The 23,557-nt window shown below is 40.0% G+C and carries 24 protein-coding genes; 6 read left to right on the top strand and 18 right to left on the bottom strand.

The features are described from left to right. Positions 1-7: 7 nt before the first annotated feature. The 5 genes from FBQ94_RS05665 to FBQ94_RS05685 all read right to left on the bottom strand — a co-directional run bounded on the left by FBQ94_RS05665 (position 8) and on the right by FBQ94_RS05685 (position 1,843). Positions 8-373 (bottom strand): hypothetical protein, encoded by a 366-nt coding sequence (locus FBQ94_RS05665; RefSeq protein WP_040543749.1) that lies wholly within the window; start codon positions 371-373, stop codon positions 8-10. Continuing rightward, positions 357-587 (bottom strand): helix-turn-helix domain-containing protein, encoded by a 231-nt coding sequence (locus FBQ94_RS05670; protein WP_007222172.1) that lies wholly within the window; start codon positions 585-587, stop codon positions 357-359. Before FBQ94_RS05670 ends, FBQ94_RS05665 begins: the two co-directional genes overlap by 17 nt. A 114-nt stretch (positions 588-701) precedes the next feature. Then, on the bottom strand, positions 702-872 hold the full coding sequence (locus FBQ94_RS05675) for a hypothetical protein (protein WP_007222171.1): 171 nt from the start codon (positions 870-872) through the stop codon (positions 702-704). A gap of 17 nt (positions 873-889) precedes the next feature. Continuing rightward, positions 890-1,141 carry a hypothetical protein gene (locus tag FBQ94_RS05680; RefSeq protein ID WP_040543746.1) on the bottom strand — a complete coding sequence of 84 codons (252 nt, stop codon included), beginning with the start codon at positions 1,139-1,141 and terminating at the stop codon, positions 890-892. A 375-nt stretch (positions 1,142-1,516) separates the two neighbouring features. Next, the gene (locus FBQ94_RS05685) at positions 1,517-1,843 is read right to left on the bottom strand and encodes a helix-turn-helix domain-containing protein (protein WP_007222168.1); all 327 of its coding nucleotides are present in this window, start codon (positions 1,841-1,843) and stop codon (positions 1,517-1,519) included. Between the two features lie 39 nt (positions 1,844-1,882). Here FBQ94_RS05685 and FBQ94_RS05690 point away from each other — a divergent pair, with 39 nt between their 5' ends. The 4 genes from FBQ94_RS05690 to FBQ94_RS05705 all read left to right on the top strand — a co-directional run bounded on the left by FBQ94_RS05690 (position 1,883) and on the right by FBQ94_RS05705 (position 4,950). After that, entirely contained in the window at positions 1,883-2,101 is a 219-nt protein-coding gene (locus FBQ94_RS05690) for an LYR motif-containing protein (protein WP_007222167.1), read from the top strand. Between the two features lie 86 nt (positions 2,102-2,187). Next, entirely contained in the window at positions 2,188-2,820 is a 633-nt protein-coding gene (locus FBQ94_RS05695; protein ID WP_007222166.1) for a LexA family protein, read from the top strand. Between the two features lie 28 nt (positions 2,821-2,848). Continuing rightward, on the top strand, positions 2,849-3,664 hold the full coding sequence (locus FBQ94_RS05700) for a type I restriction enzyme HsdR N-terminal domain-containing protein (protein WP_007222165.1): 816 nt from the start codon (positions 2,849-2,851) through the stop codon (positions 3,662-3,664). A 158-nt stretch (positions 3,665-3,822) separates the two neighbouring features. Beyond that, positions 3,823-4,950: a hypothetical protein gene (locus FBQ94_RS05705; RefSeq protein WP_285442039.1), complete on the top strand. Its 1,128-nt coding sequence runs from the start codon at positions 3,823-3,825 to the stop codon at positions 4,948-4,950. Between the two features lie 43 nt (positions 4,951-4,993). Here the strand turns inward: FBQ94_RS05705 and FBQ94_RS05710 are convergent, their stop codons facing one another. The 4 genes from FBQ94_RS05710 to FBQ94_RS05725 form a co-directional block, all read right to left on the bottom strand. Then, positions 4,994-5,293, bottom strand: a complete 300-nt coding sequence (locus FBQ94_RS05710; RefSeq protein WP_007222163.1) for an LA_3696 family protein — start codon at positions 5,291-5,293, stop codon at positions 4,994-4,996. 340 nt (positions 5,294-5,633) lie between these two features. Continuing rightward, entirely contained in the window at positions 5,634-6,971 is a 1,338-nt protein-coding gene (locus FBQ94_RS05715; protein ID WP_007222162.1) for a multiheme c-type cytochrome, read from the bottom strand. Positions 6,972-7,702: 731 nt separating this feature from the next. Next, entirely contained in the window at positions 7,703-8,704 is a 1,002-nt protein-coding gene (locus FBQ94_RS05720) for a cytochrome c3 family protein (protein WP_007222161.1), read from the bottom strand. Positions 8,705-8,772: 68 nt separating this feature from the next. Beyond that, the gene (locus FBQ94_RS05725; protein WP_007222160.1) at positions 8,773-9,348 is read right to left on the bottom strand and encodes a hypothetical protein; all 576 of its coding nucleotides are present in this window, start codon (positions 9,346-9,348) and stop codon (positions 8,773-8,775) included. Between the two features lie 695 nt (positions 9,349-10,043). On the opposite strand from FBQ94_RS05725, the gene FBQ94_RS05730 reads away from it, so the two are divergent. Continuing rightward, a complete protein-coding gene (locus tag FBQ94_RS05730) occupies positions 10,044-10,895 on the top strand; it encodes a cation diffusion facilitator family transporter (RefSeq protein ID WP_040543742.1) in 852 nt (283 codons plus the stop codon). Between the two features lie 112 nt (positions 10,896-11,007). Here FBQ94_RS05730 and FBQ94_RS05735 read toward each other — a convergent pair whose 3' ends face one another. From FBQ94_RS05735 to FBQ94_RS05770, 8 genes are all read right to left on the bottom strand, one after another. Further along, positions 11,008-11,502, bottom strand: a complete 495-nt coding sequence (locus FBQ94_RS05735) for an NUDIX hydrolase (RefSeq protein WP_007222158.1) — start codon at positions 11,500-11,502, stop codon at positions 11,008-11,010. Between the two features lie 88 nt (positions 11,503-11,590). Further along, a complete protein-coding gene (locus tag FBQ94_RS05740) occupies positions 11,591-14,179 on the bottom strand; it encodes a ComEA family DNA-binding protein (RefSeq protein WP_007222157.1) in 2,589 nt (862 codons plus the stop codon). 381 nt (positions 14,180-14,560) lie between these two features. Continuing rightward, positions 14,561-15,220 carry a PilW family protein gene (locus FBQ94_RS05745; protein WP_007222155.1) on the bottom strand — a complete coding sequence of 220 codons (660 nt, stop codon included), beginning with the start codon at positions 15,218-15,220 and terminating at the stop codon, positions 14,561-14,563. Positions 15,221-15,268: 48 nt separating this feature from the next. Next, positions 15,269-15,973 (bottom strand): prepilin-type N-terminal cleavage/methylation domain-containing protein, encoded by a 705-nt coding sequence (locus FBQ94_RS05750; protein ID WP_007222154.1) that lies wholly within the window; start codon positions 15,971-15,973, stop codon positions 15,269-15,271. 15 nt (positions 15,974-15,988) lie between these two features. Next, complete coding sequence (locus FBQ94_RS05755; RefSeq protein ID WP_007222153.1) at positions 15,989-16,546, bottom strand: pilus assembly FimT family protein; 558 nt, start codon at positions 16,544-16,546, stop codon at positions 15,989-15,991. 48 nt (positions 16,547-16,594) lie between these two features. Continuing rightward, on the bottom strand, positions 16,595-17,854 hold the full coding sequence (locus FBQ94_RS05760; RefSeq protein ID WP_007222152.1) for a type II secretion system F family protein: 1,260 nt from the start codon (positions 17,852-17,854) through the stop codon (positions 16,595-16,597). A gap of 521 nt (positions 17,855-18,375) precedes the next feature. Continuing rightward, the gene (locus FBQ94_RS05765; RefSeq protein ID WP_007222150.1) at positions 18,376-20,118 is read right to left on the bottom strand and encodes a GspE/PulE family protein; all 1,743 of its coding nucleotides are present in this window, start codon (positions 20,116-20,118) and stop codon (positions 18,376-18,378) included. 51 nt (positions 20,119-20,169) lie between these two features. Then, complete coding sequence (locus FBQ94_RS05770; RefSeq protein WP_007222149.1) at positions 20,170-21,885, bottom strand: GspE/PulE family protein; 1,716 nt, start codon at positions 21,883-21,885, stop codon at positions 20,170-20,172. A gap of 114 nt (positions 21,886-21,999) precedes the next feature. On the opposite strand from FBQ94_RS05770, the gene cobT reads away from it, so the two are divergent. Beyond that, on the top strand, positions 22,000-23,085 hold the full coding sequence (gene cobT, locus FBQ94_RS05775; protein WP_007222148.1) for a nicotinate-nucleotide--dimethylbenzimidazole phosphoribosyltransferase: 1,086 nt from the start codon (positions 22,000-22,002) through the stop codon (positions 23,083-23,085). Positions 23,086-23,193: 108 nt separating this feature from the next. On the opposite strand, the gene FBQ94_RS05780 is transcribed toward cobT, so the two are convergent. Beyond that, on the bottom strand, positions 23,194-23,541 hold the full coding sequence (locus tag FBQ94_RS05780; protein ID WP_285442040.1) for a HupE/UreJ family protein: 348 nt from the start codon (positions 23,539-23,541) through the stop codon (positions 23,194-23,196). Between the last annotated feature and the right edge of the window lie 16 nt (positions 23,542-23,557).

Consider the following 23,557-nt stretch of genomic DNA (forward strand, 5'->3'; position numbering starts at 1 on the left):
TCATCTCCTAAATTATTGTATCCAGGGAACTGCCACCAGGCGTAGAAGGGATGAGGCACCTGGTGGCTGGGATCAACCCCGCTTCCTGGTCATTGCAGGAGCGCAAACCTTGCGTCCCTGCAGCGAAAAGGACAGAGGCAGAGGGTTCTTCATAGCTCCCCTGCCCCTGAGGGCCAATCCCGTTCCATGTCTCTTCCCTCTTATACACCTCATACAGACATTCAAACACCTGTGGCAGGCCGACATGATCATGTAAAAAAAACCTCAGATTCTGTAACTGCAAAAGGCTCAGGTCCTTCAGCGCAAACCGCCGCTCCTTCTCATTGAAAGAAATAAACACCGCGCCATCCTCGTATCTAAACCCCGGCGCCATTTCCCTTCCCCCGTTTCTTCTTAATAACATTCTCCTCCGCATCCTTCTGCATCGTATACCTTTCAACAAATGCCCTCACATCCTTCTCAAGAAACAGCCTCTCATAATCGAACCTCACAAACTTAATCATCCCCAGCCTGCATAGCCTATTCACCTGCGCCGGAGACCTTTTCAGTATCTCAGCCACCTCCTTAACCGTAAGCAATTTTTCCATAAGCCCGATACCCTCTATTTTTTACCCCCGGTAAAATTGGACATATAATCCCAATCCTGCTTCAACCCCGTCGCAAGCATCCTCCCCGACAGCCCATGAAACACCTGCATCCACTCACAAACCGTCATCTCCCCCTGTATCCGCACAAACTCCTCCATCGCCGCCACCATCTGTTCCGTTGCTGCCGCAATACAAGCCCTCCTGCTCACTGCCTCCTGCTGCTGAGTCACCATCCTTGTCATAGTTATCACCCCCTCCATCCTGTTTTGTACGGGCGGGTTTCAAACCCGCTCCCTACTACGTTACAGATGACAGATGACGGGATTATCCCTGCTGCAAGCCAACTCATTCATCCGCTCACTCAACAACCCGTTAATCTCCTCAATAAACGCATGCACCACATCCTGCCCCTCATCCATCTCCCTCAACTGATCAAACAAAATCGACCGCAATTCAACCAACTCCTCATTACTAAACTCTTTCATGTCAAACTCATGTATAACATTGCCTCCATACATCGCAACCGCCCTGCTACCCCTCTGTATCGCTATCATACCCCTCACCCCCTTTCCTAAACCCGTGTACAGACGCACGGCTGTGCGTCTCTACGTAAGGAGATTATAGAATGAAACACGGCACACAGTACTACAGTATAGGCATTATCCTTCTTTTCCTCTCCGTCTGCGCTACGGCGCCATCGGCGTCGGGATCGCCGCACTCCTGGGCCTTGTGGGGCACAGCATCACGAGCGTCGTCGTATCACGGAAAAACAAGAGCGCCCTTAACACAGTAATCAAAGGCGTAGAAATCGGCACGGCAGAATGTGATTTATCATAAGTCACCGTCCACCAAATAATATATCTTGTTATTTTTTCTTGGATTTGCTATAAAGTGATTTGCCACATATCACCAAGATTCTCTAAAAAACCCTAGCCAGGAATTTCAATGTCGCTGAGGAACTCCCGTATAGCGTTAAAAGCCCGTTCTGCAGCATGCGCATTCTCATACCGTTCCGGGAACATCATTACTTCAGGAGGAATCCCGCACGCATTCGCAATCAGCATACACGTCCTCTTCGTCATATCTTCATATCTGCAAGCCTTCCTCACCCCGCTTGCCGAAAGACCCGTCGCCCTTGCAACAATGAATGAATTCTTCTTATACTTCTCCATCCAACGCTTAAAAGGCGTAACCCTCCGCCGGAGAAACACCTGCCGTGCCACCTCTGAAATGAGAATCCGTTTCTTTTTTTTCATCGTAACACTTTTGTTTATAAGAAATTATGGAGAATACTTATGTCAAAAATACAAGGTAAATGCCCTGAATGTGGTAAAGAAACTCTCATAATAAAAACAGATACAATATGTTGTAATACCTGCAACAAAACCGTTCTCCGGGAACACCCTAAAACACCCGAATCAGAACAAGAAATAAAAAAAGCCTTTGAGCGCTACCGAAAGGCTAAGACACCAAGAAATGCAATTATATATACGTGTCCCGAAGATAGACTGTGATTTCTCATATGTCAATAGAGATATTAATACAATTGCTCAATACTATCAAATAAAATATGAGCAATTGCTAAAATAAATTATAACTAATGAAAAATCAAGAATTTATAAATAACCTTCACAAAATATTAAAAGAAAAATACAAAGGGAATGTAAGTAAGTTTGCTTTGGCCGCTGGTATTAATTACGGCACTTTAAGAACTTATTTAAAGCGGGGAAGCAAGCCAAACCCTGATATTCTTAAAAAGCTTGCCAATGCTGCGGGTATGACAACAGATGAGTTATATCCTACAGGTATGAAATACGAGGGCATTGAACCAGCGCTCCTCAAGAAATCCCGTCCCATACCCGTAATCTCCTGGGTAAAGGCAGGTGGCTGGACGGAGACGTGCGAAACCTTTCGCCCCGAGGATGCCGAGTCCTGGATCCAGTCAGACGTCTCCGGCGAATGCATCTTTGCCCTGCGCGTCAAAGGCGACTCCATGGAGGATCTGTTCTACGATGGCGACATCATCATCGTAAACCCACACATCCAGCCAGAGATCGGCGACTTCGTCATCGTAAAAAACCATCAAGAGGAATGCACCTTTAAGCAATTAAAGAAGTACGGCGATAAATACGTCCTGCGTCCTTTAAACGAAAAATACCAGGAAATGGAGGTAAAGAAAGACGAATTCAGAATTGTTGGGGTTGTTGTCGAAAAAAGGAGAAGGTTTAGATAAGGTAAGATTAAGAAAAGGAGGAGTTATTATGCCGGTCGACATTAGTAGGGTACTAAAAAAATATATACCTATTTTTCAAGAGGCACATGAACAAGGGATAAATGAAGCGGAAACGTCCATGAGGATCGGTAAGTTCCTTGAAGATGCACTTGGGTATGATGTCTTTTCAGAAATTTCGAAAGAGCATACAGTTAAAGATAAATATGTGGACTATGCAATTAAACTCAATAATAAAGTAGCCTTCTTTATAGAAATAAAACAAGCTGGCATGGAACTCAGGAAAAGCTATATCGAACAGGCTAGCAATTATGCTGCAAACGCTGGTGTTGAGTGGATTATTCTTACCAGTGGACGGTATTGGCAGGCATATCATCTCAACTTTAATGATGGCATACAGAATGACCTTGTTTGGTCAGTAGACATTCTTGAGAATGATATTTATGATACTGCGTATTTCATCGGATTGCTTCATAAAAAAAGCATTCTGAAAGGTGAATTGGAAGATTACTATCTCAGAATCAAAACCCTTTCACCAAAAAGTATTATCCGGGCCATATTTCAAGAAGATACCCTCAGAATTATTAGGAAGCACTTAAGGGTAGCCACAGGAATAAATGTTGATGAAGAAGAAGTCACAGACAGTATAAAAGAAATGTTATCAAAAGAAGCATGGGAAGAAATAGGAGATGTAAAAATCAAGAGAAAGAAAAAAATATCAAAATCAAAACAGAATACTAAAGAAACGCCAACTTTAATAGAAGAATCAACAACTACTCAAAAACCTGAAATAATTGAAAATATCGAAACACCATCAATAGTTATTGAAAAAGAAGAAAACATATAAAAATTACTGTAAGACAATCGGGGTAAAATTTTAGAAAGGAGGTTAGCATGGTTAAATGTCCTTGTTGTGGCTTGCTTAGTCCTGACGAGGCAATGCAATGCGATTGTGGTTATGTCTTCCCATCATCTCTCGTATTCACAGAAGATTCCTCAATAGTTATGGGTAAAAAAGGAGAAAATTTAGATAAAAAAGGGGTACCACAAATGGGAATATTTGATTGGTTAAAAAAACAACCTAAATCACAGGAGAAAAAGCAGATTCGCATACAATGTCCTGAATGTGGGGTACTCAATCAGGATAATGCTGTACGATGTCGTTATTGTAGATATGAATTTCCATTAACACCACAAGAAGAGTACGATCCAAAGACAAATATTATTAAAATAATTCCTATTACTCCCAGGAAAGCTGAAAAAGACAATGATAGAGAAAATTTAATAACCATAACGAGAATGAAACATGCTGATAAAGCAAAACATATAACAGCAGCAGGCACCAATTTAACACCAGATATTTTTCAAAAAGTCATAGAAGAGGTTTCCCACTCTTTAGCAAAAGGAGAAAACCCTAAAAACTGTAAGGCCAAAAATTACATCCCCGACAATTTTACATGGGACAAGTACGATGAGTGGTATAAAAAGTTTTACGATGCCGGTGAATGGCCAGCACTATGGGAGGCAGCTTATGATTATTTTGCCTTTGAAATGGAATGCGAAGACTTGAGTATCAATGAATTACTACATCAATTAGATAAAAACGAATTATTACTACTTGCTGAACAATTTAACATCAAAAAGGTTACGAGTAAAAGCAAAAAATTTATACAGGACTCACTTTTGAATGTTATCAAACCAGATGATAAGGAAACAAGAAATATCATCTATAGCAAAATAAAGGAACTTTTATATGCTAAAATGATAAGAGAAAAAAAATACCTTTACCAACATACTTTAATGTCTATTGCATCACAAACACAAAAAAGAGATGATTGGAAAGAGAATGATGTCACAAAAGTTGAGTTTTCTCCTGCTCTGGATACTTGTTCGTTTTGCGAGGAATTGTCAGGTGTTTATACTATAAATAAAATTCCAATATCGGGTAAAGATACCCACCCTGGATGTCGTTGTTCGTTTTCGACTCATGACGAGAACTCAAATATGAGTTCTCGAGATGAACTTAAAGCGAGATATGCATCTGGTGAATTTCCAATGAAAAGATGTCCTCATTGTTCAAAATGGATTGAGGGTAATGCGTTAGAATGTAGGCATTGTAACAAAGTTATGTAATAGTGAGTTGGATTAAGCGAATCCAACAAATCATGAAAATGAATTACTTCTTAAAGAAGGCAAAGAGGATGGCGAAAAGTGCCCCGATCTGTCCGATCCAGAAGATAAACATCCACTTAATCAGTTCAGCCTTAACCGATTCAATACGTTTATCCACCTTGGCAATTTCTTCTTTTAGCGTGGAGGTTTCTACGGCGAGGCGCTTTTCAAGGCGTTCTTCAGCCATTTGAAGGGTGTGGGATTCACTTCGTACCTCGATTTTCTCAAGTACATGAGCGAGTGCCTCAGCCCCTTCCGGAGTAAGCTTCTCTTGAAGGATCTTTGGTATGGTAATAATAGTCATATTACAACACTATCATATTGATATAAAGTTGTCAATAGATTCATGAAGCTTATTTTTCATCATAAGTCCCGTAGGTTGGATTAAGCGGAGCGAATCCAACAATCATTTACAGTTAGTAAAATTTATTGTGTCAAATTTGTGGCAGATTACAATAGATTTTTAACCTTTTTATGGTATGTTATACACAGTTATTTTCATTAAGAATAGTTTGTAAACCCTATAACTAATGGAAGTTATATTCTAAGTATGCGCAAACGCCGGAGATACAGAAAACTATCAAAAAAAGATTCAGGGTCTAGTCGTGGCAACACGGTAGGGGTTCGACTCCCCTCTTCGGCATTTATCTCAATTTACTGCCCATCTTTCTCTTGAATTCTGCTTCTTCCCGTAGGTTCTTTGCCTCTTCTTTCATATCACTCATACCTTTTTGCATCTCTGCAAGTCCATACAGGTATGTATAATTGGGATTCACGTGGTATGCCCCTTTCGAGGCAACAACGGCGTTACAAATTATATCGAGAAATAAACGCTCTATTCTTGATCCACCATATAATTGCGGAGACCCAAGAATAAGGGCATGAACAGGAGATGTGGTATCAATCATCTTGGCATTCTTAATATTCGATAAATAGATAAGGCCTTCTTTTTCCAATTCAAGAATAGTATTCTTTGCCTCATCCATAACGGCATTTACCTTCTCATGAACGACGTCAGCCTTCGTTAATGTTTTCTCAGCAAAACCCGGTGAATGACAGGTATTGCAAACAGACAACATATCACTGCGTCTTTTCGTTAACTTGTTTTTGCCGACAGGAATACCTTCCCGGTTACTATAAGATAAGCCGTCTCCTACCGGTGCATAGGCAAGCCCAAAACTGATATCATGATTGCCCTCGGGCATATGACAGGTAATACACACTGGCGCACGTAATGCCTTGATTGATTGAGATTCTTTTAATATATTGGTTTGGGTTGCAGTATATACGGTCCCATGTTTGGAAGAAATGTACATATCATAATGCGGGTGGTCCTGCCCCGTATGACACGTCCGGCAGACCTCGGGAGTTTTTGCCTCAAGGGCACTGAAGGTATGTCTTGTGTGGCACGAATCACATTTAAATTGAATATTATGGCACTGTTCGCACCTGGCTAAACGGATATCTTTGGAAAGCCCCGTATCGTGACCATACGCTAACATCCTCTCCCATCCAATGGAATGGCGGCTCTTTATGAATTCTTTGTACTGTTTGGTATGACATTCCCCACAGTTGCCAGCAATGACCCGGAGATGTACCCTCTTATCCTCACAATTGCTTCCGTCGGTGTGGAGATACTCTAGTTCAACAGCTTCTTTTACCACCGGTTCTCCCTCAGGGTTAATATGACATGCCTCACATCCCACACCATTCCTGGCATGTGCGCTGGCCTCCCAATCGGCAATCCAGCCGTGAGTTACGCCTCGCTCTTCATGGCATACTATACACCTTAAGGATTCGTCCGTAATTCCCCGCTCAATCTTCATTGTTGCTGCAGCCGACTCTGGAATTGTTTCTTTATGAGGAGTAGCTACCATCTCCGTGTGTATTGTACAACCCGTGAACCAAATTAGTCCGGTAAAAGAGACAACGAGAGTAAGAAATCCTACAGATTTAACTCTGAATTGTAAGAGATAATTCATTATTCTTCTCCTCTATGAAATATCAGATTGCTATTAGCTTGCAAAACTTTTCACAAGTTTCACCTCACCTGCATTATAATCCTTATGCTATAAACTGTAGAGATAGCATATCAGCGACAGGAGATTCCTCGCTGATACGCTCGGAACAGGCTCTGCAATCTCTGCCTTTGGGATTGCTTCGGAAAAAACCCTCGCAATGACAGGCAGGGTAGTCTTTCTTCAGTTGATACTATGTTTAGTTTCATTCTTTGGATACTATAACATAGCAAATGATAATGATTATGAAAGCTATTCAAGGATACATTAAGAATAAAATACTTTAGATATTTTTTCAGTGATCATAATCACTTCCTTTTATTTTATCATGATAATTTAGTTAAGAATGTCAACCTATGATACAGCAAATGGAACGCCAGATAACAAGTTATGTTTCATCTAAAGTATAAGTACTTTACCTAATTAAATTTAGGGTTTTTCATCTGTAACTGGCAATTATTGAAATTATCGGAATCATACATAAACCCACATTCCGCACTTAAAAGTCATAAGTTATTGATATTACGCAACTTAATTTTTTAGCTGCCAAATTTACAGTTTTGTAACTTATTAATAAATAAAGACCTGTAAATAGGTGCGGAAAGTAGACATAAATTATCTATATTCAGACATTAAAACTGCCAGCTAATGGGTAATGAGAGATGAGATCTGAAATTTTTATTTCCATCACTCATTTAATCATCTTCTCCCTCATCCCCTTCATCATCATAAGCCTCAGCGGCAGGATTCCCATAACTCTTCCCATCAACCGTCATTTTATGGCATCTTAAACAGTTCCCATAATCGTATATACCGTGCTCTTCATGCTCATGGCGTATGTGAGAAGTATTGTGCTCGTGGCAATTTAAACAGGTATATTGCTGATAATTACCGCTTTGATGACAGATATTACATGAGACACAATGATCTCCTGTAAGAGGAAAATATGTATCGTGGTCGAAGTTTGCAGGTTTCCATTTTTTTGTTGAGTGGCATACCCTACAGTCTTCAGAGATAGTGGCATGGAGGTTATCTGAAGGTTTTTTATGGCATTCTATGCAGACTTGCATCGAATCAAGTGCATCATGGTTAAAAAGGATCTCTCTCCAATTCTTTGTTGTATGGCAGGTCTCACAGGTTTCTGGAAATTTTTTATGTTTTTCATCCTTCGGCATGGAATGACACGTTGTACAGGCCGTTTTACCTAAAATAGTATTATGGTTAAACGAAATAATTTTCCATCCCGTAGTTGAAATGTGACACATATTGCAATCCGTGTTATATTTACCCGGATGGGCCTTTTGATAATCTACAGTATGACAGGCAAAACATTCATGTAATATGCTCACATCAATCGTCTTGTGATCAAAAGGCTTCGTAATCTTTCCTGCAATTCCTTTATGTTCGGTATGGCAATGCAGACAATCTTGCCTGGCATAGGAGATATGTAGGTCGGATAATAGTTTATTTGAAAGTTGCGATAATCTATCAATGGTATGGCAATCACTGGTCATGCATAAACCTGAGGCTGCACCTTTAAAAGGGATATGACATTGTCGGCAGTCTTGAATACCCTGATGATCTTTATGGAGATCATCAGGGGAGTATATATGAGTTGGAAATCTTAAGCCTACAGCCCAAATAAGAATGATTATCACCATCGTGGTAAGCAAAACAACTGTTATGGTTTTTTTCATATGATAAAACCTAATAAAGATTTTTTGTTAAGAAATTAAATTCGCAGGTATACCCGTTTGTCATCAAATTATTGCCAAAACCCATCATAATATAGGGCAGATAAAACATGAAATGTCACCATCATGGCTAAAACAAAGACGATAGGGATATGGATTGTACGCCAGTGCCTCATGGCTCTATGGGTAATAACAAGGAATGAGATAGTATCCTCGATTTCCTCTTTGGGAAATCTTTTTTCTTCCGGCTCTTTTTTTCTCGACGAGAGTTCCTCGCATACATACAAATAGAGATATCTACCGACAAGTCCGCTTACCATCGTTACAAACATAACACCTGTTGTTAAGAGTGGAACAACAGCATGTCCATGGAATCCACCGTGAACAAAGACAAGACTTGTTCCAGCAATAGTCATCCACTCATGGATAATGAGCCACTGTTTTAATTTGCCTGATTTAAAAATAAACTTTCTTTTCCTTAAAGAGTAAACGATTGATATTATTATAAGGATGGAGCCAATCGTCCCGATAAGGTGTTTTATGGATTCCAGACCCGTAAGATCAAGGAGTATTTCCAGAAAGATCGCACCAACAATCGTCATGATAATGCATACTATAAGTATTACAAATCGAATAAATATTCTCATCTGTGATAATTCTCTAAAAATTTCTCAAATAATCACAATTTATTTTTAAGTTAAGCCTTCGGCAACTTACCTACAAATTTTTCCCTCCCTTGATGGGAGGAACTAAGGTGAGGGTGACCTGCTTGCTTGTTCACCCCCACCTAACCTCCCCCATCAAGGGGAAGGAACTGGCAATTTGAAATTCCTATACATTAAGTAAGTTAGGCTGCCTTCGGCAGCAATTTCGCTGGTTCAATCGTCCTCGATTGAACCATACGTTTGAACTGAAATCGAGCATGTGAGCTCGTGTGGAAAGATACAACCAAATAACTGTTTCGGTTCAATCGGGGACGATTGAACCAACCTTCGAATATGTCTCCGAATATCATTTACTCTAGACTTTGAAATTCCTCAATATGAAATTATGTCTTTTGGAACTCTCATTCACTTACCGTAGATATCAGTTCCCTTAGGACACGTGGCAACGTACCCCTACTTCCTAAAGATCAAGAAAGAGAATGCAAGCGTTATACCATTTTCAAACAGGCTTTCGGAGAAGTAGTTCTAATATATAAAATCAAATAAATTTAAAGATATACTAAGACAACAATAAAAATTATTTAGTGGTATTTCATGGTTAAATTTTGTAAATATTACAAGATTTCTTTGTATTTTTTATATCCCTTTATAGATTTTATTTTTACCATACATCAGATATGAACAATAAAGGCCGTAATGCAACTATTATTATGATCGCTTGTAACGCCTTTCTATTCGCTATTAAGATTACAGCTGGTCTCATGTCGAACAGTTTGGCGGTTATTTCTGATGCCGTGAATTCGGTTACTGATGTCATTTCTTCAGTAATTATTTTCTTTGCTGTAAAGACTTCTTCGAAACAGGCGGATGAAGGACATCCGTTTGGTCATCACCGGGCAGAGCCTATCGCGGGTTTGATTGTTGCGATCTTTGCCGGTATCCTGGGCTTCGAGATGTTACATACATCTACGTTTAATATGGTAAAAGCACATGAACATAAAATCGGCTCTTATACGATTGTCGTGCTCGTTATATCAATAGGTATGAAATTTGTCATGTCTCAATATTTCAAAAAGATAAGTCATGATATCAATAGCCCTGCCCTCATGGCAAGTTCTATTGATAGCAGGAATGATGTATATGTGTCTCTTGCCGCTATGGTGGGAGTCATCTGCGGATTTTTTGGATATCCGCAAATGGATGATATCTCTGCAATCCTTATTAGTTTTTGGATTATTTACGCAGGATATAAGATTGGTGTGCAAAATATTGATTACCTTATGGGTAAGCAGCCTGAACCGAATATTATGGAAGAAATAAAAAGAAAATCTGAAGCCGTTTCCGGTGTTATTGAAATCCATGATGTCCGTGCACATTATGTAGGACATTATATTCATGTTGAAATTCACATATCCTTAGATCAGCATCTAACACTGACCCAAGCACATGATATTGGGAAAAATGTACAAAGAGCAGTTGAGAGTATTGAGGGTATTCATAAGGCCTTTGTACATATAGACCCTATCTAGAAAAGCAAATAATTTCTCACTGGTAAGGAAATACTCATCGCTCTTGAATCTGTAGTAGTGCTAAAAATTACCATGATGCTGTACTAGCATTATCATAAATTACATGAGAAATCTATTTACACATCAAGATACTACATACCGTTTTCGCATCCCGTAGTATGCCTTTCCTTATCATATCGAATGCCTCACTCAATTTAACTTGTACAATACCCTTAATTGATTCATCCACCTGATAATTCGTTTGAGTTTTTGTGAGCTTTGTTGCTTTAAAGAGATGCATAGTTTCACCGAGAATGCCCGGAGAGGGATAGAGAATTATAAGCGGCTCTAGTATACCGGCTCTATAGCCTGTCTCTTCTTCTAATTCACGCTCCGCACACGTATAAAAGGTCTCACCCTTATCAAGGGTACCGGCAGGAATCTCGTAAATTGTCTCTTTGATGGCATGTCTGTATTGCTGGATAAGAAGAATTTCATGTTCCGAAATAAAAGGGATAATAGCGGCTGAACCCGGATGCTCTACGGTTTCCCTCATTGCCTTTCTCCCATCGTCTAAGATAATCTCATCCTTTCGAACCTGTATTTTTTTACCAGAATAAATAATCACAAAAACACCTCCCAATCCGGACAAGCCAGAAGTAAACAAAATTCATACTTACTTAAAATTTGTAACTACCGAAATTCCAATCGTTGTATCACCATTCAGTCATCCATCGGAAATACCGTATTTTAACAGGGGTAACAGACCGATCAACAATTGCCACTAACTTTTTTTCAGCCAATGTCTGAGATACATCAGCATTAACAATGCGAGCGGTAACGTACACAGTAAATACATTGGTGTGGGTGGTAAGAAGATTTGAAATGGAGGTAAATATAAGGTCTTTTTCATCCTTGTCATCAACAAATCCATCATCGTCATTATCCATATTATCGTTCGAAAAATAATCCATCCCGGTAACACTTGTTATCTGTCCAACAGTACTAAACGGACGCGCATTTATGATGTTGTTTATCAGGGAATATCCCATTTCAGACTGGATTAATGCACTCCACGTGCCCATAGAAGTATTTGTGCTGGTACCCGGTAAGGCTGCTAATACACCAGATAGCGCAGTGTTGATATTGATACGGCCAGGTACCTGAATTTCAGGACCATCAATATCACCAGTCTGGTTACCGGTATCGGTACCAATAGCGCCATCGGCGTCATCGTCAATAGTATCATCTCTTGGGTCTGCTATGGTAAAATACTCCTGAACAGTAGTATAGGTACCTCCGAAAAGATTTATCTTTGCATTATCAACATAATTCGTGGATGTAGCGTACGATGCATCCATCGTGTAAGAGTAATTAGTATTATAACCCACCGTTAGCAGAGAACCTAACTCGCCAGGCGAAATAAAGTCCTTGTTAGCAATTATCAGTTGACGAGTATTGGTAAAATTTATATTGTTAGTACCTATTGTTTTGTTCGCAGGTGAACCTGACCAGTTATCGGAACGTTCTATGATCGGAATTTTTCTTTGACCAATGGACGCCCTTGCCGAAGGTGGATTCGCACAGGTATCGATAATATATTGTGCACGGCTCATAAATTCATCGCCATTGATATTAATACATTCCTTCCATGCTGGACTTTTGCTCCCTTTCAAACCATCAACCATATGAATAAAGGAATTCAGATTAGGTTCAGCAGCGTCACAATCAGGCGGTGTTTCCGCCAAATCGCCTCTTGCATTATACAATTTCGTTAAAAGGCCGCTTTCAGGCGGAACTCCACATGCCAGCACCTTTTGTATAAGAGCATCAATAAGACCAAGGATACTAACGGTATTAATATAGGCGCTTGGATACGCCTGATCTACGATAACATTATGCGTGGACTCTTTCAGGGTAACAGTAACTTCTATCGGAATACCATCGCTATCATAGTCATAAATATTGAGAGGACCAGGACTACTTACCATAAGGTTTGTTGTAAGGGTGGCTGATGCATTATCACCTAAAACATAGTATACAGGATTTGATGCAGAAGGCGCTGCGCTTATTGTTGCAGCGCCTAACGTGTATACGGTAACCGTCCCTCCCCTGTTAACGATAAGATTCCAGCCTCCAATATCAATACTGCGATTAAATGGATTTACGAGTTCAACTCTATGGTATGCTGTAGCAGTGGCATAATAAAGTTCATTGATAAACGGGTGGGCCTCTAAGCCATATCTGTCATTATAGACTGTGATACTATCATCCGCATCTCTATAATCTTTAATATGGGTTGCAATCTGATCTGCCGTTAAGGTATCTGTACCAAACACACAATGCTTCAATTGTGTAGAAATGTCGGCAACGGATGCAGTATTGATATTCAGACGGTAATAATTACTTCCCATCTGTAAAGCGCTAAGGGTACCAGTTGGAGTTATAATATTATCGAAAGAATACATAGTAAGGCTATTTCTTATATTTTGGAAAAGGGTTTCATTGTTAATAATATTGCGTAATCTTGATTGATAAATCGCAGGCGATGTATACGTCCCAAAACATACATCAACAGCATCCAGCATGTTAAACGGGCGGTCGTCACCCATGGGATTACGAGCTTGTAACTGAGCTGCTATTGTCCCTGTATTACCCGGTACACCATCGGTACCACACCGGCCAGTGCTCGTTCCGATGATATCTTTTGCTATGCTGTCAGTAAGAATATCTTGTAATCTTATATCATAGGTAGTTGCACCTGTACCGTAGAGAAATGCTCCCGTTGCCCCTACAATATTCCCCGTCACATTGACATTAATCCGCGATTCTCCGGTATCCTCGATGAGAATGGCGTATTGTGCCTTTACCTTTTTATCTAAGGAAAAAGGGGCATCTATCCATTGAGAATCCAGGACGCCATCTCCATTATTATCAACATCATTGCTGGCAGCCGTAGTATTACAAAATATCTTGCCCGTTCCCGTACCCAACCATTCTTCCGTGTACGCATCATAATTTTCATCGTAACCCAGCGTTGTTGTACCAATGTAACAATAATTATTACCGTTATAAACCATAGTATCCGTGCCATACTTGTCCATTCGTAACACGTACATGGCATATTCAAGTCCGGCATGGGCAGCCATTTCAGCCTGAACATTGTTGACATAATTATCGGTGGCTGTAAAATCGATACTCGTAATGTTCAAAAATACCATCCCCATAAGAGAAATGGCTACCAGAATAACTGCCACAACAATGATGACATACCCTGCATTTTTTTTATCGTCTTTATTGTCCATACGAGTCTACTTTATTTCAAATTTCATTCTGCAGGGCAACCCTTTCGGGTTGCTATTCCCCGTGTACGTGTTTAAGCGGGTGACAAGGCTAAAGCCTTGCCCTACATCGTAATAAGAGATAACAGGATACAAAAAAGTCGCCAATGACCTATAGTATTTCAATGATGAAACCGAACATATCCTCAACAGAAGAAAGACTACCCCGCCAGCCATTGCGAGGGTACTGTCCGAAGCAATCCTTTACAAGTTTCAGAAGAGATTGCTTCGGAGAAGACCCTCGCAATGACATGTTGAGAGATTCCGTAACATTCCCTATACCAGCATACAACCAAAGACTCATGCACTACATTTTGTCCGATTTCATCTATTGGATGCTATAATTTAGTGTGTCACACGGCAGGGAATCATGATTTCCGTAGTAAAAGTACCTATTTCCATCATACCGCCGGTGCCTGTACCATATATTTGTAATGTTACTTTAACCGAATCAGGCAAGCGACCAGTTGTAATTCCATCAGTACTATTCCAGGCATTTACCCAGGTATTTCCAATGCCGTATGCGAGGTTGAAATAATTTATATTTGCCGCCAGTTTATAGAATGTAGCATCATGAGGATCAAAGCCCGACACACTTCCATAGATATAAGAGGCATCATTATAGTGTGCCAGCATCAATTCGTCTACGTTATTTACGTAATAGGTAAGAAGGGTAACTGGCGTAGAGGAGCCGTTCGGCGTCAGTGACAGGAAGGTAAGGATACTGCTATTGTCTTTAGGCGGGGGAGTAAGTCCGGTTGCTTCCAATGGGGTAAAAGATTTAAAATAATCCACGGTATCTTTCAGTATCGCCCCCTTCAGGTTTCGGGAAATGTCGCTTATAGCGATCCTTGCATATTGATACATTTCCAGTTTATTTTCCGATAGAGAAAATACCTTTTTAGACTGATACAACAGGGTATAAGCTACACCCCACAGAACACCCGTGAGTGCTATAACGATCAACAACTCCAGCAAGGTAAAACCATTATGTCTTTTTTTCATAGCGATTTAACGTTTGCTTATATTTATATAAGGATATTGCGCAAGATATCAATGTGAAGTAAGCATGGTATTATAGAGACCTACAATAGTATTTGTAGAAATATAAGCAGCGCTTGTAGTCTCATATTCATAGGGATATCCGATTGTTATACTACCCGCCAATTCATTAACAGCTACTACACGATACCAGATGCGATTTTGGATATTACCGATAAAATGATTGACTGAAATCGTATTGATATTGGAGACGTTAGATACTATCGCACTGTTATACGTAAAGGTGGCTGTGCCATTATTGGTTGTATAATTCTTATACACAGCAGTTTGTTGCCTGAAAAGATAGGTTTCTGCTATCGACGTTGCAGTCCCATTGCCAGGGGTACTCATATCAACAGGGACAATGGCTGTATTCCATCCGTACAGGGAATTACCTGGTATTGCAATAACACCCGTACCTGGATAAAAATAACAGGCAGGGATATCTGTCCCTGATATAAGGTTTACAATATCCTGAATATGATAATCCGGACTTCCTGAATTCTCCGGATACTTATACGATGCATAAGCAAGGGGAACCTCGGCTGAAACGGCACCGAGGGTTGTCTTCGCAATTTTACTGGTTTTATGTATACCTACCGGAAATAGCGCCATAACACCAAATATGCCAATCACCAGCACAAAAATGGCAACGAGGATTTCAATGAGGGTAAACCCTTGTTCCTTTTGTTCTTTATTTTTTGATCGTGGAAACATATGTAAAATCGATTGTTATTTTTTCATCTGACAAGTGTTACCAATAATTGTCCGGGTAGTTATTAGTCCCGTTTTTACATCTTTTAATGTAATAATAGTATCTTGTGGGACGTTATTACCGGCCACGTTATGAGAAATACCATGAGGCTCGAAGTAAATAGTTTTTGTCCCACTGGTAAAATCTGTAGCATTATATTGCCAAAATCTTATATACCGCGGAAGTCGATACCTTTTTTTAAACGTCTCTTCTGTGTCTTCCACAACGAGTGTGCAGGGTGAGAAATCAGGATTCGTATAATAATCGGCATTCAAGATCAGTCTGCAAGGTTTTCGTTTCGTTATAGCAAGGGTCTTTGCAGAAAATACACTGCTCCGTAATGTACTGACAGATTCATCAAGTCCACCATGCAGAAAAACAGGAAGTATTATACCTGTTAGAATACCGATAACAGACAGAACAATAATCAATTCTATCAGGGTAAAGCCTTTGTTTTCACCGAAAGACCCCAACCGGTTGTTAAGTTGCCTAGCAAGGCTAAAGCCTCGCCCTACAGAAATTTTATTTTTTTTCATACGTTGCTGCCAAAGGCAGCCTCATTGAATGTAGTTTGGCAGACCAGATTATTGACCACTAATACCCTGCATTAATTTTATCAGCGGCACAAACATGGCGATTACAATAAAACCAACTGAACCCCCCAGAAATACAATCATTATAGGTTCTATCAAGCTAACCATAGCCTCCACTGCCCTGTCTACTTCATCATCATAATTATCTGCTACCTTATTAAGCATAGCATCCAGTCCTCCTGTTTCCTCTCCGACCTCCACCATATTAACTACCATCTCATCACATATTTTAGAGGCTCTCAGGGGCTTCGTTATACTCTCTCCTCCTCTGATACTATCATGAATATGCTGGATTGCCTGAGCCATAGCTGCATTTCCGGTAGATTCTTTGGCGTTATTCAGGGCATCTAAGATTGGTACTCCACTAGACGTCAGGGTCGCAAGGGTACGGGTAAATCTCGATATGGTAGATTTATTGATAATATTACCGAAGATTGGCAATTTAAATTTGGTCTTATCTATCAGCAACCTCATCTTTTTTATTTCCCCCAGGCATTTATAAAGAATGAAACTTCCTAACGGTACGGAAGGAATACATATCCACTGCGTTTTTAAGATAGTACTGAACAGAATAAGCATTTTAGTAGGAACTGGCAACTCCAGACCCAACTCTTCAAATATTTTGGCAAAATTTGGAACGATGAAAATCATAAGACCTATAAGAATGCCTATTGCAACAACCATAACGACAATAGGATAAATCATAGCGCTAATTATTTTTCTGATAAGCCGCTCCATCTTTTCCCGAAAATCGGCTAAGCGCTGTAAAATAATATCCAGAGTACCGCTCACTTCACCTGCCCTTACAATGCTAACGTATAACGTATCAAAAACCCTTGGATGTTTTACAAAAGCTCCGGAAAGCGTACTTCCACCCTCAATGTCCTCAATAACCTTCAGTATTGTTTTTTTAAATAGTCCTTTTTTCATTTGAGATGAGAGTATTTTTAACCCTCGTATAATAGGAAGTCCTGCATCCTGGAGTGTCGCAAGTTGCCGTGTGAATACCGTAAGTTCTTTCGATTTTACCTTACCAAAAGAGATGGATATTCTGGTATGTTTTTCTAAGGCTTTATCGGATGAAACGGGCAGTTCTTTTCCTTTTTGACGAAAAGAAATCTCTTTGATGCTTGTTGGAAAATAGCCGAGAGCGCGTATCTTTGCAACGGCATCATCTGAACCAGAGGCCTCAAGTTTATCTTTTATAGTATGTCCCTTTTTATCAACAGCGCTGTATTGAAAAATAGACATAAGTGTTACCTTTACAGTAGATTGAATTTTACAAAACAAAACTCAACAAATTTTCTTTTTACCTACCCTCTTACCCCATATGCATCAAGCTAAAATAGGGAAACGGTGAAGAATAACAAACCACCCATAATCCCCCCTAATCCCCCTTTAAAAAAGGGGGAAATGTTTGATATTGTTGATCAGGCAAACTTCTCTCAAGAGAAAATCCTTCCTTCTTTCTCCCCTTTTCTAAACTTATCCTTCTTTCCCCCCTTTTTTAAAGGGGGGTTAGGGGGGATTAGAGGGAAACACGAACACACCGTGCTCTTTTCCCAAGGGGATACCTCCCTTTTTATGGAACACTATTCTTAGCTTGATGCATATGCCCTCTTACCCACCCCTAAATCCCCTCCCAAGAGGGGACTTTCATACTCCCCTCTTTGGGAAGGGGTTGGGGGTGTATCCTTCCCCTCTTGAAAGTTGCCAGGGGTGTGTTGATTTATTGCTGAACGAAAAAAGATGAAAATTCCCTTATCATCCGGTTATACCAACATTGTTTCTCTCATAACTTCCTCAATTGTCGTTAATCCATCGTATACTGCCGTTAATCCACTGTCTCTTAAGGTATTCATTCCATTTCTTTTTGCGACCGACCTGATTACATTTGTGTGTGCCTGTTCGATTGTTAATCGCCGTATCTCTTCATTCATAACCATAATCTCATATATTCCCATACGTCCCTTATATCCTATATTGCGACAGTTACTGCAGCCTTTGCCCCGAAAAAACTGCTTCTCTTTTACATCTTCCCGTGTAAGGTTTAATTCCATCAAAGATTCTTCGGAAGGCATATATTCTTCTTTACATGAAACGCATATTTTACGTACCAATCTTTGGCTAATAACTACTTCTACCGTAGAAGCGATCAGATATGGCTTAATGTCCATATCAATGAGGCGTGTTATCGTAGTAGGGGCATCATTGGTGTGCAGTGTACTAAAAACTAAATGCCCTGTCAATGAGGCTTGTATAGCAATTTTAGCGGTTTCTTCATCCCGTATTTCACCGACAAGGATAATATCAGGATCTTGCCTTAAAATAGCCCTCAAACAATTCGCAAAGGTTACGTCAATAGATGGGTTTATCTGTACCTGAATAAGTCCGTCAATATCATATTCAACAGGGTCTTCAGTAGTAATAATTTTTGTGCCAATATCATTTAAATAACTGAGCGCCGCATACAGAGTTGTTGTTTTTCCGGAACCTGTCGGGCCGGTAACAAGGATTATTCCATTCGGTTTATTCAATAATTGGTGTATCGATTTTAACTCGTCCGGGCGAAACCCCAATACATTTAAATTGACAGACATAACAGACTTATTCAACAGGCGCATAACAATGCTTTCTCCATATTTCGTGGGAAGTGTGGAAACACGTAAATCGATAGGTGTTCCCCCAACGTTTAATTGAATGCGTCCATCCTGCGGTAATCTCCGCTCTGAAATATCCATACCGGATATAAGCTTTATTCGTGAGGCAATAGGTATTCCTAACTGTTTTGGCGGAGATATCTTTTCGTACAGCACGCCATCAATGCGAAACCGGATCTTGCATTCATCCTCGAATGGTTCTATATGTATATCGCTAGCCTTATCCAGAATAGCATTCAGAAACATAAGATTAACCCATTTTTTCACCGGAGTCGTAGCAGCCATCTTTTTTAGCTCTTCAATATCGATATACTCTCCCCTGACAAATGCGTTATAGGATGTATCTTCTTTGAATTCCAATAATAGCTGTTCAACAGATTCATGCTTTTTCGGATAATATTTTTCTATGGCGCGGACGACTTCATCCTTTTGGCAAAGCATCAATTTTATAGAATGTTTCAGGAGCAATCTTAAATCATCCAGGGCCTCAAAATTTAAGGCATCTGCCTGGACAATGGTAAGAACACCATTTTTATTGCTAACGGGGACAATGCGATATAATTGTGCAATAGCTGCAGGCACCATAGTAATAACTTCAGGCGATATATCCATATTTTCAAGGGTTATAATCTCTAATCCCAAATACCCGCTCAGGGCTTGCATAATCTGTTCACTCGTAATGTAATGAAGGCTTGTTAAAATATCGCCAAGCAAGCCGCCTTTCTGTCTCTGAATCATCAGAGCTTCCTGGATTTGGTCTTCGGTAATTAAGCCCTTATCTTTCAATATTTGTCCAAAGAGTTTCCTCTTTGCTTCAGTCTTTAAACTTACTTTTGTTTTTTCTTTCATCTGCATAAAAAGCTTCAAAGCAAAACGGTGTTACAAAATTTTTTGTTCTTTAATCCTTTAGTCTTCTATCCCTGTAACCATAACGACCTCTTCCAGGGTCGTTTTGCCATCTTTTGCTTTTCTTAATCCGTCTTCCTTTAATGTGGTCATTCCCATATTTCTTGCAGCTTCTCTTATCTCGTCAGTAGCAGCCATGCGATAGGTCATATCGCGCAGGGTCTCATTCATATCTAAGAGTTCATAAATACCTAATCTGCCACGATATCCAATATTATTACAATTCTTACAGCCTTTTCCCTTATAAAAGGAAAAATCTTTTAATGTTTCTATATCATACCCCATCTCTAATAACTTTTCAGGGTGATATTTAACAGGTTCTTTACAACCTGTACAGATCATCCTGACAAGCCGCTGCGCCATTATCCCTTGTAGTGAAGTAGCAATGAGAAAGGGTTTTATCCCCATATCAATCAATCTCGTGATAGCTGAAGGAGCATCATTCGTATGAAGGGTGCTCAAAACAAGATGCCCTGTTAAGGCAGCAGCAACCGCAGTATCCGCTGTTTCAGCATCCCGGATCTCTCCCACAAGGATAATATTCGGGTCCTGACGAAGCATAGACCTCAAAATTGTAGGAAAATCAAACCCGATTTTCTCGTTTATTTCACTTTGATTAACACCGCGAAGGGTATACTCTACAGGATCTTCTGCGGTAATAATCTTTGTATCTGTCTTATTCAACTCATTAATAGTCGCATATAAAGTAGTTGTTTTACCACTTCCTGTAGGGCCGGTAATCAGGAATATGCCATTTGGTCTTTTAATTACAGAGGAAAAACGCTTATAGTCGTTTTCGTAGAAGCCAAGATTTTGAAGGTTCATCAGGGCAGCCGATTTTTCCAGAAGACGCATAACCACACTCTCTCCATAAATGGAGGGCAGGCAGGAAACCCGGATATCAAATTCTTTGCCTGAATATTTTAGACTGATACGCCCATCCTGAGGCCTTCTCTTCTCAGCAATATCAATATTGGCAAGTATCTTAATCCTGGAAATAATGGGGTCCTGCAGCCGTTTGGGTAGCACATCTGCTTCCTGGCATACCCCATCAACACGATATCGTATACGTAATCTATTGGAAAGGGGTTCCAAGTGAATATCACTAGTCCGGGAAACAATCGCTTTGTTGATGATCAATGAGACGAGTTGTATAATTGGACCTTCATCTTCTATAGCCTTTGCCTCACCGTAAGAATCTTCACCCTCTTCAACGGCTATTTCCCGGAGAGAGGACTTTGGAGTCTTAAGCTCTTTTAATAAGGTGTCAACGGTTTCCGTAGGCTCAAGCTCGTAATATTTATGAATAATCTTCTTTATATTCTCCGGTGTGGCAAATACACATTTGATGTCTGCGTTAAGCATAAAGCGCAGGTTATCGATAAATCCAAGGCTAGGCGGACTGCTTACGGCAATGGTAATAGTGCCGTTATTTTTTGATATGGGTATAATCGTATGCTTTTTGATAAGATGTACCGGCAATGAATCAATGACTTCTGGTAAAATGCTGATTTTATCCAGATCAATTACCGGCATATCATAGAGTACAGCAAGGTGCTGAATTATTTCCGGATACGTTAGATATCCAAGTTTGACAATCGCTTCCTCAAGTTGAATACATTCCTTCTTCTGAAGCTCTTTTGCAGTATCTAACTGCTCTTTTTTCATGCCTCTTTTTAACAAGGCTTCTTCTAATTGGTATACAAAATCTTTCATACTTAATTTGCTTGAATTATATGATTAAGATATATTAAAATTTTGTTCCCTTTTAAAGTTTACATACTATAGTAAAACTCGCAGCATATTGCAATACTTATACCTATTAATAATATGAAATTATTAAAACATACTACGGAACATATACAAGAGGTTGTGACAGACCCCTGCGGTGATATTAAAACAAAATTTAAGAGACTTGCCATTCCCATCGGTAGTTTAGGAAGGTTGGAAGAATTAGCAACAGTTTATATCTCTATCAGAGGCAGTGTAAATTGCACAATAAAACACAAAACGATATTTACGATGGCAGGAGACCACGGGGTCGCGGAAGAAGGTGTGAGTGCCTTTCCTCAGCAGGTTACAAGACAAATGGTTCAAAACTTCATGGATGCAGGCGCAGCTATAAATGTCCTTGCACGTCATGTTGGCGCAAAGGTGGTTGTGGTTGATTGCGGAGTTGCCACACACCTGAATAAAAATCAGTTCTCTAACCAATGCCAGGAACAAGATCTGAGGATAAAGAAGGTAGGCTTAGGCACGAAAAATATAACAATAGGTCCTGCTATGTCCAGGGATGAAGCTATTCAAGCTCTTGAGGTTGGTATTGAGCTGGTTGAAGAAGAGCTGAAAAATGGACTGGATATTGTCGGTACAGGAGATATGGGGATTGCTAATACTACACCGAGTAGCGCCATTCTCGCCGTTTTAGGCAAACTGGACGTAGAAACAGTTACCGGACGTGGGACAGGATTAGACGAAGAAGCCTTACAAAGAAAAATTCGCATAATAAAAAAAGCAATTGATATAAATCAACCAGATCCCCACGATCCAATAGATGTATTAGCAAAGGTAGGTGGTTACGAGATTGGAGGTATTGCTGGTTTATGTTTAGGCGCAGCGCGGCACCGTATTCCCATAGTTCTGGATGGTTTTATTTCAACAGCCGGCGCTCTGATTGCCCATGCAATCGAACCAAAGGTAAAGGGGCATCTCATTGCTTCCCATATATCCGCAGAAAAGGGGCATAAGCTTATGTTAAAATTACTGGACAAAATCCCTCTCCTGGATTTAAATCTAAGGTTAGGCGAAGGGACCGGTGCTGCATTAGGTATAAATCTGATAGAAGCAAGTATAAAGTTATTAAATGAAATGGCCACGTTTCAAGAAGCAGGAGTATCAGAACCAAATAGAGAATAAAAAATTTTAGTCTTCCCCAAAAAATTGCAGGTTGTAGTTCACAAAGGATAAATCAAAGCTTCATTGACATATTTACAGTCGAATTTATCATATTTCCTTTCTTTATCGTTACAGAAAAGACACAACACGCTGAATCGTCCAGAAGGCTGCTAACCCACCGATCATATACGATGGTACAGGTTCAGTCCATGTTGGCCAATTCACAGGGATTTGCTTCAATACTTTTATTATCAATTTTATAGTAATAACGAATAAGAGCTGACCGATTTCGACTCCAAGGTTGAAGAAAAGCAGTGCTAGCGCAACTGAATCCTGAGGCAGACCAATCTCTGACAGGGCGCCTGCAAATCCAAACCCGTGGAGCAGACCAAAGATAAAAGCAACAATCCAGGGTGAACGCATTGCCAGACCGTACCTCCCTTGACGTATGTGGAGCACCTCTGCGGCGACAAACATAATGCTCAATGCAATA

The organism is Candidatus Jettenia sp. AMX1, assembly GCF_030263775.1.
GTDB classification, from domain to species: Bacteria; Planctomycetota; Brocadiia; order Brocadiales; family Brocadiaceae; genus Jettenia; species Jettenia caeni.